The organism is Micromonospora globosa (assembly GCF_000717585.1).
GTDB classification, from domain to species: Bacteria; Actinomycetota; Actinomycetes; order Mycobacteriales; family Micromonosporaceae; genus Micromonospora; species Micromonospora aurantiaca.
The window spans coordinates 47,089-62,962 of record NZ_JNZR01000027.1; the positions used below are offsets into that span (position 1 = coordinate 47,089).

Sequence of the window (15,874 nt, forward strand, 5' to 3'; positions counted from 1 at the left end):
CAGGGGCCGTCCGAGCGTCGGTATCGGTGTGAAGCTGCGCGCCGCGATTCTGCTCGCCCTGACCGCCCTCAGCCTCGGCCTCGTCGTGGTCGCCTCACCGGCGGAGCCGGCCTGGGCGTGCAGTTGCGCGCGCACCGGCGCGGACGAGCGTGCCGACCTCATCGTCGTCGGCACGATCACCGAGGTGACGGACACCGGGGTCCAGCTCGCGGTGGAATCGGTCGAGAAGGGCAGCCTCCGGGCAGGGGCCACGCTCCGGCTGAGGGTGGGCCGCCAGGAGGAGAGCTGCGGCTACGACTTCCGCACCGGCACCCGGTACCGCGTGAACTCCCGCGACGGCGTCACCGGGCTGTGCGCGGGAATCACCGCCGCACCTGCGCAGGTGCAGACCACACCGTCCGCGCCCGCAGCCGCCCCGACGCTCGTCACGGCCTTACCGGCACCTGCACAGGTGCCGGGCCGTCTGTGGCTCGTGGGCGGTGCCGTGCTGACAGTTCTCGCCGCCGGACTGGTCGCTGTGTCCATGCGACGGCGCCGGATCGAAGCAAAAAGGTAACGGGCAGACCGGACAGGCAGGCTTCTAGCGCACAAAGCAGAACGCCGACCTGCGTTCCCGCTGGTCGGCGCTCCTGTAGCCCGGCGAAAGGCTATGTGGCCAGGGGCGGGGTCGAACCGCCGACCTTCCGATTTTCAGTCGGACGCTCGTACCAACTGAGCTACCTGGCCGTGGTGCTCGGCACATGCTACCGCACGGGCCGATACGCAGAACGCCGCGCATCGAGCTGCGCGGCGTCAGCGCTTGCGGTCCTGACGGGACTTGAACCCGCGACCTCCGCCTTGACAGGGCGGCGAGCACTCCAACTGCTCCACAGGACCTGGCTGGTGTTGCATCCGGCGCGAGCCGGACCGTGCCCCCAACGGGATTCGAACCCGTGCTACCGCCTTGAAAGGGCGGCGTCCTGGGCCGCTAGACGATGAGGGCGGCCCCGCCATCATTGCACACTCGCAACTTCAAGCGGACTTGCTCCCATCCGGCCCCGCCGGAGGCAGGAGAAGCATATGTCATGCCTGCGCGGACGACAAAACCGGTATGGGCACGGCCGTGGAGCCGGGCAAAACCGCAGGTCAGCGCGGCAGGGCGATGCCGTACCGCCGCTTCAGGTCCGGGATTAGGTGCCGGCAGGCGGCCATCGTCTGGGCCCGGTCGCCCCCCGCGTCGTGCATCAGCACGACCGAGCCGTGCCGGGTGGCGCCCTTCACCCGCTTGATGATCGTCTTCGCCGGTGGGTGGTCCCAGTCCTGCGGATCCACGCTCCAGTGCAGCGGGCGCAGGCCCATCTGCTTGGCGATCGTGACCTCCTCGGCCGTCCAGCGGCCACCGGGCTGGCGGAACCAGGTGATCGGCGCCTTGGGCGCGGCGGCGTGGATGGCCTCGTTCGTCCGTTCCAGGTCGGATCGGATCTCGGCGGCGGAGCGCCGGCCCAGGTTCACGTCGTGGTGCCAGCTGTGATTGCAGAGCTGGTGCCCCTCCCGGACGATCCGGGCCACCAGTTCCGGGTAGCGCTTGGCCTGCTTGCCGACGACGCAGAAGGTGGCCTTCACGTGGGCCGCCCGGAGCTGGGCCAGGATCTGCGGGGTGTAGCGGGGATCCGGCCCGTCGTCGAAGGTGAGCGCCACCCCGTTGCTCCCGCTGGCCCGGTGCAGGCCCGCCGGCAGTTTCTTCGGCAGCGGGCGCAGCTTGGGCTTCGCGGGGGTGGTGTGGGTCGGTGAGGGCTTCGTCACCGGCGTCGGGGACGGCGACGCCGAGGCCGACGGCGGTGCGGCGGCCTTCTCGGGTGACTTGCCGGCTTCGCCGCAGCCGGTGACGAGAAGCACCAGGCCCAGGGCGAGCGCCGACAGGGCGCGTGGACGCATTCGTCGCTCCCGGAGGGGTCGGGGTCAGACGGACTTTCCGACCGTAGTGGACGCCGACCCGGAACGGGAGAGGGGCTCAGCTTGTCGTCGACTGGTCCAGCGAGTCCCGTACCGCCACGGCCAGCGACAACGCCTCGGCCAGGTCCACCGGCCGGACCACCCCGGCCGGCAGCGAGTCGGCCCGCCAGCCGGGCCCGGCGGCGAGCACCAGCAGCGGCCGGCGTGGCACCGCCAGCAGCGCGGTGAGCTGGCACGGGTCGGCTGTGGCGCGGATGTGCGACCAGAGCACCACGGCCGCCGGACCGGTCCGGTTGACGGCCTCGACCAGGGCCGGCACCGGTACGCGGGCACCGAGCATGCGGTAACTCACACCGACCTCGGCCAGCGCGGCGGCGAGTGCCTCCAGCGGCAGCGAATGCTGCTCCTCGTCGGCGCAGGAGAGCAGGATCCGGGGCGGACCGGTCATCGGGTACGTCCGCGCCACTGTGGCGAACGCCTCGGAGACGCACCGGGACATGAGGTGTTCCACCTCGATCAGCGCGGAGGTGGCGGCGTGCCGCTCCCCGATGCCGGCGAGCACCGGCCGCAGCAGCCCCTCCCAGGTCGCCACCACCCCGTCGGCGGCCAGTGCGTCGGCGATGGTCCGGCCGATGGTCACCGAGTCCAGTCGCATGGCGGCACGGGCCAGCCCGCGCGCCGCCGGCCCGGCCCGGCCGACCGGGATGGTGGTGCCGCCGCCGTCGCGTACCGTCGAGGCCCGTGCCTTGAGGCCGAGCCGCTCCGGAGGCAGCACGGCCGGCGCCTGCCGGGCCCAGCGGGCGGCCTCGGCGGGCGCGACCCCCTCGGTGGTCAGCCGGCGCATGATCTCCAGGCGGGCGAGGTCGGCCGGCGTGTACCGCCGGTGGTGGCCCGGTACGTGCTCGCTGGGGCCGAGACCGTAGCGCTGGTGCCAGGTACGCAGCGTGGTGACCGCCACGCCCAGTCGGCGTGCGACGGCCCCCGCGCTCAGCGCCTCATCGGCCACCCGACCGCTCCGGTGCCTCGGTGGCCGGTACGCCCGGCCGGGACGCGTCGGTGGGGTGCAGCAGCCGGTTGACCACGCCGCCGAGCCACGGCGCGTACTCGCGGGGGTGGGCGTCCAGGTCGGCCACCACCGCGCCGGGGTCGACCCAGCGCAGGTCGGCCACCTCGTCCGGGTCGGGCCGCGTGACCAGGTCGGCGGGTACGTCGGCGCGCAGCACGTGGTCGTACTCGAACTCGACCCGTCCGGTCGCCGGGTCCTCGGCGTAGTAGAGGTAGACGCCCACCTCGGTGAGGTCGACCGCGTCGACGCCGAGTTCCTCGGCGAGCCGCCGGTTGGCGGCCTCGGTCAGCGACTGACCGGGCAGCGGGTGTCCGCAGCAGGAGTTCGCCCAGCGCAGCGGGAACCGCGTCTTGACCGCGGCCCGCTGCTGCAACAGCACCCGCCCGTCGGGATCGACGAGGAGCACCGAGAAGGCGCGGTGCAGCCGCCCGGGTGGCTGGTGGGCGGTCGCCACCGTGGTCTCGCCGATCACCAGCCCGTCGTCGTCGACCAGCTCGACCAGGTGGGTCTCCCGCTCGCTCACGACATCGCCCCGGTGATCCGGGCCGCGGCGATCTTGCCGCTGATCAGCACCATCGGCACCCCCACGCCCGGCTGGGTGCCGGAGCCGACGAAGACCACGTTCTCCAGCGTCCGGTGCAGGTTGGAGGGGCGGAACGGGCCGGTCTGGAAGAGGCTGTGCGAGGCGGCGAACGGGGTGCCGGCGGCCATGCCCTGCGCCGCCCAGTCGGCCGGGGTGACGGCCCGCATCACCTCGATGCCGTCGCCGAAGCCGACGTAGCCGCGCTCCTCAAGAGTGGTGACGAGCTGGTCGGCGTACCGCTGCGTGAGGTCGCCCGTCCAGTCGAACGGCGCCCGTTCCAGGTTCGGCACCGGGGCCAGCACGTAGTAGGTGTGCCTGCCGGCCGGCGCCACCGACGGGTCGGTGCGGCTCGGGTTCGTCACCAGCAGCGACGGGTCGGTCATCAGCTCGCCTCGGCGGATCACCTCGTCGAACGTGCCCTTCCAGGACCGCCCGAAGTGGATGTTGTGGTGGGCGATCTTGCCATAGCCCTGCGTCGAACCGATGTGCAGCACCACGCAGGACGGCGAGTAGGTGAGCTTGCGCTGCCGGCTGGGCGGCAGCAGGTCCTGGTAGGCGACCGGCAGGTCCGGGTTGAGCACGACCGTGTCGGCGGGGATGAAGTCGCCGTCGGCGGTGACGACGCCGGTGGCGCGGCCGTTGGCGGTCTCCACCCGGGTCACCGTGGTGCCGTAGCGGATCTGCACGCCGTGCTTCTCGGCCGCGCCGGCCATCCCACGCGAGACCGCGTGGATGCCGCCGCGCGGGAAGCAGACCCCGGCCACCGAGTCGAGGTACGCGATGACCGCGTAGATCGCCAGCGCGTCGTGCGGCGACAGGCCCGCGTACATGGCCTGGAAGGAGAAGATCCGCTGGGTACGCGGGTCGCGGAAGAACTGGTTGATCTTCGTCTGGAGCCGCCGGAAGGCGCCGCTGGCGAACAGCTTCAGCAGGTTGCCGGTGAGCAGGTCGGTCGGCGCGTCCAGGTTGCGCTCGATGAAGTCGGCCCGTTCCCACTGCCACAGGTTGCGGGCGTACTCGACGAAACGCAGGTAGCCGTCGGCCTCCCGGGGGCCGCAGACGCGGGCGATCTCGGCGGCCATCCGGGTGGTGTCGGTGATGACGTCGAGCGTCGACCCGTCCGGGTAGTAGGCGCGGTACGCCGGGTCGAGCGGGGTCAGGTCGAGCCAGTCGGTCAGCTCCTCGCCCACCGCGCCGAGCGCCTCGGCGATCAGGTCGGGCATGGTGAGGACTGTCGGGCCGGTGTCGAACTCGTACCCGTCGACGCTGAGCCGCCCGGCGCGCCCGCCCGGCACCGGCTCGCGTTCCAGCACTGTCACCTGCCGGCCGCTGCCGGCCAGGTGCAGCGCGCAGGCCAGCCCACCCAGCCCGGCGCCGACCACGACCACCCGGTCGGTCCGTCCCTTGACGGTACGCATTCCGGCCCCCTTGCTCACGAAGTTGCTCATCATGCCCGCCGCGCCGTGGCGGCGGTGGCGAGGCCGGTCAGCGCGGTGCGCGCGGTCTCGTCGATCGGTGCGGTGCCGAGCGCGGCGAGCGCCTCGGTCACCCGGTCGGAGATCATCCGCTCCACCCGGGCCGTGGCCCCGGTGTCCCGGACCACGTCGGCCAGCCGGTCCACCTCAGTTGCCGAGGTGACCGAGCCGGCCCGCTCCAGGACCCGGCGCTGCGCCGGGTCGGCGAGCTGCCGGGCCAGCATCAGCAGGGCGGTCGGCTTGCCGGTACGCAGGTCGTCCCCGGCCGGCTTGCCGGTGGTCTCCGGGTCGCCGTAGACGCCCAGCAGGTCGTCGCGGAGCTGGAACGCCTCGCCGACGGCCAGCCCGTACCGGGTGTACGCGGCGATGAGCGGGTCGTCCGCGTCAGCGCCCGCCAGACAGGCGCCGAACAGCAGCGGACGCTGGACGGTGTAGCTGGCGGTCTTGTACCGGGCCACCCGCAGCGCCCGGTCGACGGTCCAGCTCGCCGAGTCGTTCTCGCCGAGCACGTCCAGGAACTGCCCGGCGACCGTCTCCACCCGCATCTGGTCGTAGCAGCGGCGCACGTCGAGCAGCCGCTCCGCCGGGACCGCCGCGTGCGCCATCAGCCGGTCGGCCCAGACCATGCAGAGGTCACCGATCAGGACGGCGACGGCTTCGCCGTACCGGTCGGGGTCGCCGGTGTGTCCGGCGGCCCGGTGCCGGGCGGCGGCGGCCCGGTGCGCGGTGGGCAGCCCTCGCCTGGTGTCGGACGCGTCCATCACGTCGTCGTGCACCAGCGCGAACGTGTGCAGCAACTCCAGCGCGGACAGGGCCGGGAGCACCGAGCACAGCGGTTCCTCCCCGCCGACCACACCCCGCCATCCCCAGTACGCGAACGTGGGGCGGACCCGCTTGCCGCCGGCCAGCACGCAGTCGCGTGCCGTGGTCGCGAAACCACCCATCGCTGCGTCGATCTCGGTGAGCGATTCGACTTCCGCGGCCAGGAACGCCGCGAGCGTCTCATCGACCCCTTTGATCAGGTCTTTCGTGAACGCGGCCAGTACGCCGCGGACCGGATCGTCCGTCGCCCCGGGCTGAGCCGGCGCGACGCGGAGCGCATTACCCGCAACTGCGTCGTTGGCCATGTGGGCGAGCGTACCCTAGGGTTACGAGTTGCGTCGATTGCTGCGTCGAAACTGAGGAGGGCCGATGGACACGGATCTGACCGCTGCCTATGACCGTTGCCGCGAGCTGCACCGCCGTCACGGCCGTACCTACTATCTCGCCACCCGGCTGCTTCCCGCCTGGAAACGGCGACATGTGCACGCCTTGTACGGCTTCACCAGGTACGCGGACGAGATCGTCGACCGCACCGAGGACCTGCCGCCGGCCGAGCGCGCCGCCCGGCTGCGCGAGTGGTCGGATCGATTCGTCGCCGGGCTGCACGGTGCGTCGGTCGACGACCCGCTGCTCCCCGCGGTGCTGCACACCATCGCCGTGTTCGACCTGGACCGCGACGACTTCGCGTCGTTCCTGCGCAGCATGGCGATGGATCTGACTGTCATGTCGTACCCGACCTACGACGACCTGCTCGACTACATGGAGGGCTCGGCCGCTGTCATCGGCACCATGATGCTGCCGATCCTGGGCAGTTCCGACCCGGCCGCCGCCCGCGAGCCCGCCCGTCAGCTCGGCTTCGCGTTCCAGCTCACCAACTTCATCCGGGACGTCGCCGAGGACCTCGACCGGGGCCGGACCTACCTGCCCGACGAGGACATGGCCAAGTTCGACCTCACCCGCGACGACCTGCTCGCGGCCAAGGCCGCCGGCCGCACCACGCCGCGCATCCGCGAGCTGATCGAGTACGAGGTGACCCGCGCCCAGGCCCACTACGTCGCCGCCGCACCGGGCATCCCGCTGCTCGACCCGGCCTCGCAGGCGTGCATGCGCACCGCGTACGCGCTCTACGGCGGCATCCTCGACGAGGTGGCCGCGCAGGACTACGACGTCTTCGTGCGCCGTGCCCTGGTGCCGCAGCGGCGCCGGATGGCGGTGGCCGCGCGGGCGCTGCTCACCCCGCCCGGTACGCCGGTGCGGGTGCCCGGCCCGGCACTGGAACCGGCCCTGGCCGGATGACCGGCCGTACGGCGGTCGTGCTGTTCACCCGTGACCTGCGGGTGCACGATCACCCGGCGCTCGCCGCCGCCTGCTCCGCGTTCGACCGGGTGGTGCCGCTCTACGTGCTCGACCCGGCGCTGCAGAAGCTCTCGCCGAACCGCACCCGCTTCCTGCACCAGAGCCTGGCCGACCTGCGTGAGGCGCTGCGCAAGCGCGGCGGCGACCTGGTGATCAGGCGTGGCGACCCGGTGGCCGAGACGGTGAAACTGGCCCGGAAGGTGGGCGCCGAGGGCGTCGGGCTCTCCGCCGACGTGAGCCGCTACGCCCACCGCCGGGAACGCCGGCTGCGCGCCGAGTGCGACAGGCACCGGATGTTCCTGCGCCTGTTCCCCGGCCTGACGATCGTCGAGCCGGGCGCGCTGCGCCCCGGCGGCGGCGACCACTACCGGGTCTTCAGCCCCTACTTCCGGACCTGGCAGGGCGTGCGGTGGCGGGACGAGCTGGCCGCGCCGAAGCGGGTCCGGCTGCCCGACGGCGTCGACCCGGGCCGGCTGCCCGACCCGCCGAAGGGCGACAGCCCGGATGCCGCCGTCGGCGGCGAGACCGTCGCCAGGCGCCGGCTCACCGCCTGGCTGCCCACCCTCGACCGGTACGACGACATCCACGACGACATGGCCGGCGACGAGACCTCGCGGCTCAGCCCGTACCTGCGGTTCGGTTGTGTCTCGCCGCTGGCGGTGGCGAACCGGGCCGGCGACCGGGACGGGCCGTTCGTCAGGCAGCTCTGCTGGCGCGACTTCTACCACCAGGTGGTGGCCGGTTTCCCCGACCTGTCCACTGTTGCCTACCGGCGCGGCGCGCGGGAGGACTGGCGCGACGACCCGCACGCGTTCGACGCCTGGGCCGAGGGGCGGACCGGCATGCCGGTCGTGGACGCGGGCATGCGTCAGTTGCGCGCCGAGGGCTGGATGCACAACCGGGCGCGGCTGATCACCGCCGGCTACCTGACCAAGCACCTCGGGCTGGACTGGCGGCCCGGCCTGGAAATCTTCTTCCGGTGGCTGCTCGACGGCGACCGGGTCAACAACTCGGGCAACTGGCAGTGGGTGGCCGGCACCGGCAACGACACCCGGCCGTACCGCGGCTTCAACCCGGTACGGCAGGCCGAACGCTACGACCCCGACGGCGCGTACGTGCGGCGCTGGGTGCCCGAGCTGGCGTCGGTGGCGGGCAAGGCGGTGCACCAGCCGTGGCGGCTGCCCGACGAGGTACGCCGCACACTCGACTACCCGCCGCCGCTGGAGGTGCCCGGCGCCGACCCGGTCTGGCTGCGCTGACGCCGCCCGCTGACGCCGGCTCGTGCGTCCCGCCGGCACCGCGCATCACCGGCGCACGAACGTGTCCGGACACGCCGGCGCACCGCTCCCGTGGCAGTGTGGGCTCGGCAAAATCGGTCACTCCAAGTGACCTCTCGCCCGCCGGGACCGTGTGCCTCTCGGCCCCTTTGCTCTGCAGCCATATCCGCATCGGTTGCGGAACGTCACCAACTGGGCCTCGCGCGGGTTTCGGACCTGCAAGGAAACCCCTGTTCAGCGCGGTGCTGCGCCGATGGCTGCAGAGCAAAGTCGGAAAAGGGAACACGGGGCCGCCCGGCCGGCCGAATGCGCTGCGTGACGATGGCTCGGGATCACCGAGGGTGACCGACTGTCAGAGGCAGGAATGCAACGCCTCGACCAGCTCCTCCACCCGGTCGTGATCGGCCAGCCGGGCTGTCGCGTACGCGAAGGTGTAGCCGCGCTCCGGGTCGGCCCAGGCGCTGCTGCCGCCGATCCCGCCCATGCCCCAGCTGCCGTCCGGCTCCCACTGCATGCCGAGCGTCCAGTCCACCGGACGGTCCAGCAGCAGGTCCGGTCCGCTGTACTGCACCCGCGTCGCCTCGGTGACCAGTTCCGGGCTGAACAGGCGTACCCCGTCCAGGGTGCCGCCGGCGAGGAGGCCCGCGTAGAGCCGGGCGAGCCCGGCGGCGGTGGCGTGCAGGTTCACCGCCGGGATCTCGGCGGCCCGCCACAGGTCGCTGTTCACCATCGCGACGTCGCGCCCGCCCGGCGGGTTGTCCAGCGCCCGCGCCCGCAACGAGCCCGGCTCGCCGCGCATCGCGTCCGGCCAGGCCGGATCCGCGTACGACAGATCGGCGCACCGCCGCCGGTCGGCCTCACCGAGCCCGAAGGCCAGATCCAGGCGCCACGGTCCGGCGATCTCCTCGGCCAGGAACCGGCCCACCGGGCGTCCGTCCACCCGGCGGACCAGCTCGCCCACCAGGTGCCCGTACGTCCAGGCGTGCTCGGCCGCGACGGCGCCCGGCGTCCACTCGGGCTCGGCCGCCGCCAGATCGGCGCAGAGCAGGTCCCAGTCGGCGATGGCGGCGGCGGGCCGGGGCACCGGGAAGGCGGGCAGCCCGGCGGTGTGGGTGAGCACCTGCCGCACGGTGGCCGGGGCGCGGAAACCCGGCCAGTACGCGGACACCGGCGCGTCCAGGTCGACCCGGCCCCGGTCGACGAGCAGCAGCAGGCACAGCGCGACCACCGGCTTGCCGACCGAGTAGACGTCGACGAGCGTGTCCGGTCGCCACGGCCGGTCCGCCCCGGCGGCCGGTACGACAGTGCCGGGCGGGACCGCCGCGGTGGTGCCGCCCACCAACTTCACCACCGGTACGCCGTCGTGCCACACCGACAGCGACGCACCGGTCTCCCGGCCGGTCGTGAACAGGTCGTGGAAGCAGTCCCGGACCGGGGTGAAGCGCGCGTGCATGCGGCCACGGTAGGCGGTCGCGTTCGTTACCGGCGCGGGAATTCCGGCCCGGTGCGGTGGTCGGTGTCCCGAAGGTGCGGAATGCTTGCGGAATGGCGGAGCCGGAACTGGTGGACGTAGTAGTGGTCGGGCTCGGCGTCGGCGGCGAGGAGGTGGCCGGGCGGCTCGCCGAGGCCGGCCTCAGCGTGGTCGGCATCGAACGGGACCTGGTCGGTGGCGAGTGCCCCTACTGGGGGTGCGTGCCGAGCAAGATGATGATCCGGGCGGCGAACGCGCTGGCCGAGGCGCACCGGGTCAACGAGCTGGCCGGGTCCGCCCAGGTGCGGCCCGACTGGGCGCCGGTGGCGAAGCGCATCCGCGCCGAGGCCACCGACACCTGGGACGACAAGGTGGCGGTGGACCGGTTCACCGGCAAGGGCGGCCGGTTCGTCCGGGGCAGTGGGCGGCTCGACGGCCCGAACCGGGTACGCGTCGGCGACCAGGTGTTCCACGCCCGCTACGGCGTGGTCCTCGGCACCGGCACCCGGCCCTCGGTCCCGCCGATCGACGGGCTGGCCGACACGCCGTACTGGACGAATCACCAGGCCATCGAGGTCGAGGAGCTGCCCGCGTCGCTGCTGGTGCTCGGCGGCGGCGCGATCGGGCTGGAACTCGCCCAGGTCTTCGCCCGGTTCGGCGTGCGGGTGACTGTCATCGAGGCGGCCGACCGGGTGCTCGCGGTCGAGGAGCCGGAGGCGTCGGCGCTCGCCGCCGACGCGCTGCGCGCCGACGGGGTGGAGATCCACACCGGGGTCAAGGCCGGCCGGGTGAGCCACGACGGCAGCACGTTCACCGTGCACGCCGACGGCGCCGAGTTCACCGGCGAGAAGCTGCTCGTGGTGACCGGCCGCAAGGCGCACCTGGAGGAGCTCGGGCTGGACACGGTCGGGGTGGACGCCGGGCAGCGCTACCTGCCGGTGAACGACCGGATGCACGTCACCGACGGGATCTGGGCGGTCGGCGACCTCACCGGCGAGGGCGCGTTCACTCACATCGCCATGTACCAGGCCGGCATCGTGGTGCCGGACGTGCTCGACCACATGCGGCGTACCAAGGGCGGCCCGGACGCCAGCGGCACCGCGAGTGTCGTCGGCGGCGCGGCCGGGGTGGTCAGCGCGGTCGGCGGCGCGATGAGCGCGGGCGGCTCGACTGCCGCGCCCGGCAGCGTCCCGGTGGCCGACTACCGGGCGCTGCCCCGGGTCACGTTCACCGATCCCGAGGTCGGCGCGGTCGGCCTCACCGAGCAGCAGGCCCGCGAGCGCGGCGTCAACGTCCAGGTCGGGTACGCCGACCTCACCTCGTCGGCCCGGGGCTGGATCCACAAGACCGGCAACGCCGGGTTCATCAAGCTGATCGCCGACGCCGACCAGGGCGTCCTCGTCGGCGCCACCTCGGCCGGACCGGCCGGCGGCGAGGTGCTCTCCGCGCTCGTCGTGGCGGTGCACGCCGCGGTGCCGATCAGCCAGCTCCGGCACATGATCTACGCGTACCCGACGTTCCACAGGGCCATCGAGGACGCGCTACGCGCGCTGAAGTGACGCCTCAGCCGGCCGGCGCACCGTGCCGGCCGGCCCCGTCGGCGAACCGGCCGGCGCCGCGTACCCCGTCCACAGCCAGCGACTCCAGGCCGTAGGCCAGCTCGGTCGCCATCGCCTCCGGCTCCGGCTGCCCCGCGCCGTCCCGCACCGCCGCCCGGTCGTTGCGCAGGCACGTCTGCGGCGACCGGGCGATAGCGACGGCCAGCTCCTCGGCCGCCGCGCGGGCCTCACCCGGCGCGACCAGCCGGTTGACCAGGCCCATCGCGTACGCCTCGTCGGCGCCCACCGCACGGCCGGTGAGGATCAGGTCCATCGCGCGGCTCTCCCCGATCAGCCGGGGCAGACGGACCGTCCCGCCGTCGATCAGCGGTACGCCCCACCGGCGGCAGAACACGCCGAGCGTGGCGTCCGACTCGGCGACCCGCAGGTCGCACCAGAGTGCCAGCTCCAGGCCGCCGGCCACCGCGTACCCGGAGATCGCGGCGATCACCGGCTTGGACAGCCGCATCCGGGTGGGGCCCATCGGCGCGTCGCCGCCGGGCTCGACGCGGTTGCCGCGCGGCGTGCCGACGGCCTTGAGGTCGGCGCCGGAGCAGAACGTGCCGCCCGCGCCCCAGAGCACGGCGACCGCCGCGTCCGGGTCGGCGTCGAACGCGCGGAACGCGTCGGCCAGCGCTCGTGCGGTGGGCCCGTCCACGGCGTTACGAGCCTCGGGCCGGTCCAGGATCACAGTGGTCACGGCACCGGCGTGCTCGACGCGTACCCCCATGGGCTCAGCATGCCCGCGACGCACCTGGGAGGGAATTCCGGGGCGTCCGGTTTGGGGGCTCTCCTGCCGGGAAGTCGGAACGGGTGCGCGAACTACTGACGAAACTCGAACAGGCCACCGGTCTCGACCGGGTGGGTGACCGGCTGCAGCGCGCCGTCCAGGGCACTCTGCGTTCCCAGCGGGTACGCGACGCGCTGCACGGCGTGTGGCTCGGCCATCCGCTGCACCCCGCGATGGTGCAGGTGCCGGTCGGCGCATGGATCTCCGCCGCCGTGGTGGACCTGCTGCCCGGCCAGCGCCGCGCCGCCACCGCCCTGGTGGGCCTCGGTACGGTCAGCGCGGTGCCCGCGGCGGTCGCCGGGCTCAACGACTGGGCCACGCTCACCCGCGACCAGCGCCGGGTCGGGCTGGTGCACGCCGCCGCCAACACCGTCGGCCTCGCGTTGTTCGCCGGCTCGCTGGCGGCTCGGCTCAACGGGCGGCACGGACTCGGCCGGACGCTGTCCTATCTGGGGCTGTCCGCCGCGAGCGGTGGGGCGTACCTGGGTGGGCACCTCGCGTACAAGCAGGGCGCCCAGGCCAGCCAGAGCGTCTCCGAGCTGCACCTGATCAGCGACGGCTGGCACCGGGTCGGTGACCTGAGCAGCCTGCCCCGGCACGAGCTGGTCACCAAGAAGATCGACGACGTCCCGGTGATCCTCTACCGGGACGGCGACGACGTCAGCGTGATGCTGGAGCGCTGCCCGCACCAGAGCGGCCCGCTCGGCGAGGGCACGGTGGAGCAGATCGACGGCCACGCCTGCGTGGTCTGCCCCTGGCACGGCAGCGCATTCCGGCTCGACGGCGGCGAGGTGGTGCACGGCCCGGCCGCGAACGACCAGGTCGTGCTGCCCAGCCGCGTCGTGTCCGGCCGGGTCGAGGCCCGGCTGCCCTGACTCAGTCCCGCCGGTGCCGTCCGCTGGACAACGCGCGGGCGGGTACCGGCCGCTTGCGCAACCCGAGCAGCGCGCCGATCTGCGCACCCACGATGCTCGCCACGGCCAGCACCGCCGAGATGGCGAGCGGACGGTTGATGCCCTCCTCGGCGGTGGCGCGGGACGCGCCCGCCGACATGGCCGGCGGCTGACCGACAGGCGCCTCCACGGTGGGCGTCGCGTCCCGCGGCGTGGGCTTGGGCTTCGCCTTCGGGGTGGTCGACGAGGCGCCGCCGCCACCCGGCTTGACCGGCGCCGTCTCGGCCGGCTTGGTGACCACGATCCGTCCGGTGGCGTGCCGCCGGGCACCCGAATCCGTCGCGCCCTCCGGCAGCGTGATGAGCTGACCCGGGCGGATCCGGTCCGGGTCGGCGAGCCGGTTCAGCCGAGCCAGCTCCTTGTACCTGTCGAAGTCGTCCAGGTAGCGATCCGCCACCTCGCCCAGGTAGTCGCCCTTCGCCACCCGGTACACGGCCGGGTCGTCCGCCTTCGACGCGACCGGGGTCGACGGGGTGACCTGGCTCGCGGCCACGGCCGGTGAGGTGACGGCGGCGACCGCCGGTTGCGGGGCGGTCAGCGCGGCGGCGCTCGCCGCGGCCGGGCTCGCGACCAGGATCAGCGCGACCGAACCGACGAGTGCGGCTGCGGCCTTCTGCTGGCGGTGCATGCCGGGCAGCTTCGGCGCCGGCCGGCGTACCGCCGCCGCGAGCAGCTCCACCAGGACGGAGAACGCGAACGTGGCCCAGCCGAACCAGCCCACCACCGCCAGCGCGCGCAGGAACAGCCGGCCGTCGTCGCGGCTGGTCAACGCCGTACCGACCTCGGCCAGCGTGGGCAGGTGATCCGGCAGCGGGTTGCCGGCGAACGCCAGCAACGCGACCGGCCCGCCGGCCAGCACGCCGACGAGCACGACGAGGGCGCCGAGGCCGGTGAGAACCTGGCCGGCGCGGCGGACGGGGGAGCGTCGGGGTGCGCCCATGGCGGCCTTCCCTTCCTACGGTGGTCCGGTGAGCGCCCGAGCGGTGGCCTCACCGGTGACGGTGGCGTTCTCTTGCACGCCGAACAGACTCAGCAGGTCCCGGCTGTAGGTGATCTGCACGCGTACCCGGATCTGGGTCTCGGTGCCGACCACGGGGAAGTCGACGTCGTGGTCCTGGACGCCGCCCGCGGCGTCGAGGTAGGCGGCGACAGCGGCGCGGGCGGCGACCTGGTCGATCCGCTTCGGGCCGCCCTCGATGGCCCGCGCGCGGTCGATCATCTGGCCGCCGGCGCGGGCCGCCTCGGCGGCCAGGTTGTCCGCGCGCTGGAGCGTGCGCAGTTGACCGGCGCCGTCGTAGGCGAGGCCGATGATCGCGAGTACGCCCGTCATCGCCACGGCCAGGAACAGGCTCACCCGGCCGTTCTCCGCCTCGCGCCGCCCGGTCATCCGCGACTCCGGTAGGTGTCCAGCGGCGAGGTGAAGCTCGCCGAGACGGTCTTGCCGCCCGGGACGCCGGGCAGGCCGGGCGCGCTCAGGTCGTCGAAGGAGACGGTGCAGGTCACCGTGACGGTCACTGTCGCCGGCACGCCTGCGGCGCTCTGGTACGCGGCGGCGAAGCTCGTCGTCGTCCCGGCCACCGAGCCCGCGAGATCGATCTGGGGTGGGCCGGTGCAGTTCAGCCCTGCCCAGCCGAGCTGGTCCTGGGCCGCCACCTCGGCGGCCTCCGCGCCGTCGTCGGCGGTGCGGGCGAGCGAGGCGGCCCGGGCGGCGTCGTGGGCGGCCGACTCCACCGCCTCGTCCGCGATCGCGGTCCGCCCGGCGACCCCGGCCAGCACCATCAGCCCGATGAAGGCGGGCGCGAGCACCGCCACCTCGATCGAGACGGAACCCCGGTCCCGCCGTGGCCCGGCGCTCATCCGGTGGTCCAGTGTTCGGCCGGGCCGTGCGCGGTCTGCGTGACCTCGAACGAGACGCCCGGGATGACCGACAGGGAGCGTCCCTGCACCGTGCAGGTGACAGCTGTGGCTGTCTCGACGCAGGTCGGGCCGGTCTGCTCCCAGCCGACCAGCCAGTCCCCGGACTGTTGCAGGAAGCTGATCGCCCGCTGCCGTCCGGCGTCCGGCCCGGCGTCGATCGTGCGCTGGGCGTTCACAGCGGTCTGCGCGGCGTTCAGCGCTGTGGAACGGGCCACGAACCAGACGGCGACCTGGATCGAGCCGAACAGCATCACCAGGATCACCGGCATCACCACGGCCAGCTCGACCGGGTTGGCGCCCCGCTCGCCCTCGGCCAGGCGGGCGCGCAGGGCGGCGGTGAACCGCCCCGGACCGGGCGGGCCGGCGAGCCGGCCGGCAGACGCCGGCCGGCTCCGGACCGTACGGGCGGGGCGGGGCATCACGGGGCCTGCGGCGCCGTGTTGTTCGGGATGGCGTTCATCCAGTTGTTCGCCTTGGCCAGGGCGAGCCCGGTGACCGCCATGGCCACCGCGACCAGGCCGAAGATGATCACCGCGGTCGGCACCGGGCTGTCGCCGCGCTCGGAGTCCCGGCGCAGCTCGGCGAGGCGGGTGCTCACCGCCACGTACAGGTAGGCGTAGAGGTGCATGGTCGT

17 protein-coding genes and 3 tRNA genes are annotated in these 15,874 nt (G+C 73.5%); 5 read left to right on the plus strand and 15 right to left on the minus strand.

The features are described 5' to 3' along the window. Positions 1 to 28: 28 nt before the first annotated feature. Entirely contained in the window at positions 29 to 556 is a 528-nt protein-coding gene (locus tag IF06_RS0122725) for a hypothetical protein (RefSeq protein WP_013283446.1), read from the plus strand. Between the two features lie 96 nt (positions 557 to 652). Here IF06_RS0122725 and IF06_RS0122730 read toward each other — a convergent pair. The 8 genes from IF06_RS0122730 to IF06_RS0122765 all read right to left on the minus strand — a co-directional run bounded on the left by IF06_RS0122730 (position 653) and on the right by IF06_RS0122765 (position 6,183). Further along, positions 653 to 726 (minus strand) — tRNA-Phe (locus IF06_RS0122730). A gap of 76 nt (positions 727 to 802) precedes the next feature. Next, a tRNA-Asp gene (locus tag IF06_RS0122735) sits at positions 803 to 876 on the minus strand. 33 nt (positions 877 to 909) lie between these two features. After that, a tRNA-Glu gene (locus tag IF06_RS0122740) sits at positions 910 to 982 on the minus strand. 143 nt (positions 983 to 1,125) lie between these two features. Next, positions 1,126 to 1,914, minus strand: a complete 789-nt coding sequence (locus tag IF06_RS0122745) for a polysaccharide deacetylase family protein (RefSeq protein WP_030273420.1) — start codon at positions 1,912 to 1,914, stop codon at positions 1,126 to 1,128. Between the two features lie 76 nt (positions 1,915 to 1,990). Beyond that, on the minus strand, positions 1,991 to 2,938 hold the full coding sequence (locus IF06_RS0122750; RefSeq protein WP_013283448.1) for a MerR family transcriptional regulator: 948 nt from the start codon (positions 2,936 to 2,938) through the stop codon (positions 1,991 to 1,993). Then, positions 2,928 to 3,521 (minus strand): isopentenyl-diphosphate Delta-isomerase, encoded by a 594-nt coding sequence (idi, locus tag IF06_RS0122755; RefSeq protein ID WP_013283449.1) that lies wholly within the window; start codon positions 3,519 to 3,521, stop codon positions 2,928 to 2,930. The genes IF06_RS0122750 and idi overlap by 11 nt, the downstream gene beginning before the upstream one ends. Beyond that, positions 3,518 to 4,999: a phytoene desaturase family protein gene (crtI, locus tag IF06_RS0122760; RefSeq protein ID WP_030273421.1), complete on the minus strand. Its 1,482-nt coding sequence runs from the start codon at positions 4,997 to 4,999 to the stop codon at positions 3,518 to 3,520. Before crtI ends, idi begins: the two co-directional genes overlap by 4 nt. Positions 5,000 to 5,028: 29 nt before the next feature. Beyond that, positions 5,029 to 6,183 (minus strand): polyprenyl synthetase family protein, encoded by a 1,155-nt coding sequence (locus IF06_RS0122765; RefSeq protein WP_013283451.1) that lies wholly within the window; start codon positions 6,181 to 6,183, stop codon positions 5,029 to 5,031. 64 nt (positions 6,184 to 6,247) lie between these two features. Between IF06_RS0122765 and IF06_RS0122770 the strand changes: the two genes are divergently transcribed. Together IF06_RS0122770 and IF06_RS0122775 are read left to right on the plus strand one after the other, a co-directional pair. Next, complete coding sequence (locus IF06_RS0122770) at positions 6,248 to 7,174, plus strand: phytoene/squalene synthase family protein (protein ID WP_013283452.1); 927 nt, start codon at positions 6,248 to 6,250, stop codon at positions 7,172 to 7,174. Next, complete coding sequence (locus IF06_RS0122775) at positions 7,171 to 8,493, plus strand: cryptochrome/photolyase family protein (protein ID WP_030273422.1); 1,323 nt, start codon at positions 7,171 to 7,173, stop codon at positions 8,491 to 8,493. Before IF06_RS0122770 ends, IF06_RS0122775 begins: the two co-directional genes overlap by 4 nt. A 370-nt stretch (positions 8,494 to 8,863) precedes the next feature. On the opposite strand, the gene IF06_RS0122780 is transcribed toward IF06_RS0122775, so the two are convergent. Continuing rightward, positions 8,864 to 9,964 carry a serine hydrolase domain-containing protein gene (locus IF06_RS0122780; RefSeq protein WP_030273424.1) on the minus strand — a complete coding sequence of 367 codons (1,101 nt, stop codon included), beginning with the start codon at positions 9,962 to 9,964 and terminating at the stop codon, positions 8,864 to 8,866. Between the two features lie 92 nt (positions 9,965 to 10,056). Between IF06_RS0122780 and IF06_RS0122785 the strand changes: the two genes are divergently transcribed. Beyond that, on the plus strand, positions 10,057 to 11,541 hold the full coding sequence (locus IF06_RS0122785; protein WP_030273426.1) for a dihydrolipoyl dehydrogenase family protein: 1,485 nt from the start codon (positions 10,057 to 10,059) through the stop codon (positions 11,539 to 11,541). Positions 11,542 to 11,545: 4 nt separating this feature from the next. On the opposite strand, the gene IF06_RS0122790 is transcribed toward IF06_RS0122785, so the two are convergent. After that, entirely contained in the window at positions 11,546 to 12,310 is a 765-nt protein-coding gene (locus tag IF06_RS0122790) for a crotonase/enoyl-CoA hydratase family protein (protein WP_030273429.1), read from the minus strand. 83 nt (positions 12,311 to 12,393) lie between these two features. Here IF06_RS0122790 and IF06_RS0122795 point away from each other — a divergent pair, with 83 nt between their 5' ends. Further along, entirely contained in the window at positions 12,394 to 13,245 is an 852-nt protein-coding gene (locus tag IF06_RS0122795; RefSeq protein ID WP_013283457.1) for a Rieske 2Fe-2S domain-containing protein, read from the plus strand. Position 13,246: 1 nt separating this feature from the next. Here IF06_RS0122795 and IF06_RS0122800 read toward each other — a convergent pair whose 3' ends face one another. From IF06_RS0122800 to IF06_RS0122820, 5 genes are read right to left on the minus strand one after another with little or no spacing between them, the layout of a single operon-like run. Further along, positions 13,247 to 14,263: a LysM peptidoglycan-binding domain-containing protein gene (locus IF06_RS0122800; RefSeq protein WP_030273432.1), complete on the minus strand. Its 1,017-nt coding sequence runs from the start codon at positions 14,261 to 14,263 to the stop codon at positions 13,247 to 13,249. A gap of 15 nt (positions 14,264 to 14,278) precedes the next feature. Beyond that, a complete protein-coding gene (locus IF06_RS0122805; protein WP_013473465.1) occupies positions 14,279 to 14,710 on the minus strand; it encodes a pilus assembly protein TadG-related protein in 432 nt (143 codons plus the stop codon). Next, positions 14,707 to 15,180 (minus strand): TadE/TadG family type IV pilus assembly protein, encoded by a 474-nt coding sequence (locus IF06_RS0122810; protein ID WP_030273434.1) that lies wholly within the window; start codon positions 15,178 to 15,180, stop codon positions 14,707 to 14,709. Before IF06_RS0122810 ends, IF06_RS0122805 begins: the two co-directional genes overlap by 4 nt. Further along, positions 15,177 to 15,659, minus strand: coding sequence for a TadE family protein (locus tag IF06_RS0122815; RefSeq protein ID WP_036311379.1), 483 nt, complete (start codon positions 15,657 to 15,659; stop codon positions 15,177 to 15,179). The genes IF06_RS0122810 and IF06_RS0122815 overlap by 4 nt, the downstream gene beginning before the upstream one ends. Next, positions 15,659 to 15,868 (minus strand): hypothetical protein, encoded by a 210-nt coding sequence (locus tag IF06_RS0122820; RefSeq protein WP_013283462.1) that lies wholly within the window; start codon positions 15,866 to 15,868, stop codon positions 15,659 to 15,661. The genes IF06_RS0122815 and IF06_RS0122820 overlap by 1 nt, the downstream gene beginning before the upstream one ends. Between the last annotated feature and the right edge of the window lie 6 nt (positions 15,869 to 15,874).